Genomic DNA, 487 nt, shown 5'->3' with positions numbered 1-487 from the left:
TATAAATAATATCTTTAAAATTTTGCAAATAAGGATTTAAGATATTATTTTTAGAATTAATAGTGTAATCATATCCAGAAAAAAAATAAGTAAAATCCATAAAAGCATAATCAGCATTCATTCCATTGCAAAGTAATAAAAATATATCTTTAAGTTCTTCTAAAATTTTATTTTTATTGCTTATTTGGTCATTGTTATTTTTATGAAAAAAATTATTTTTAAATTTTGCATCATAATTTTCAATAAGATAGTCAAGCAATTGTTGTGTAATATTATAATTTAACGCCAAACAAGAATTAAAATAAACATCACTTGAATTAAAAAATGGAGGTAAATTTCTCTCTAAAATGAAAGTATTAATTTCACTTTGAGAAAAATTTTTTCCATTGGCATTCCAAAAAGGAAAATTGGGAGAAAAATTATATAAACTCCCTATTTTTAAGTATTTATTTTGAAATTTTTTGTAAAGATTAAATTTGCTTTGATC

1 pseudogene is annotated in these 487 nt (G+C 20.1%); it reads right to left on the bottom strand.

Annotation, left to right across the window (positions count from 1 at the left end):
* Positions 1-487: pseudogene (locus JG677_RS08575) on the bottom strand (hypothetical protein); the annotation flags it as partial.

Origin of the sequence: Campylobacter sp. TTU-622, assembly GCF_016598965.1 — a bacterium.
GTDB lineage: Bacteria > Campylobacterota > Campylobacteria > Campylobacterales > Campylobacteraceae > Campylobacter_D.
This window is presented reverse-complemented; position numbering and strand designations above follow the sequence as displayed.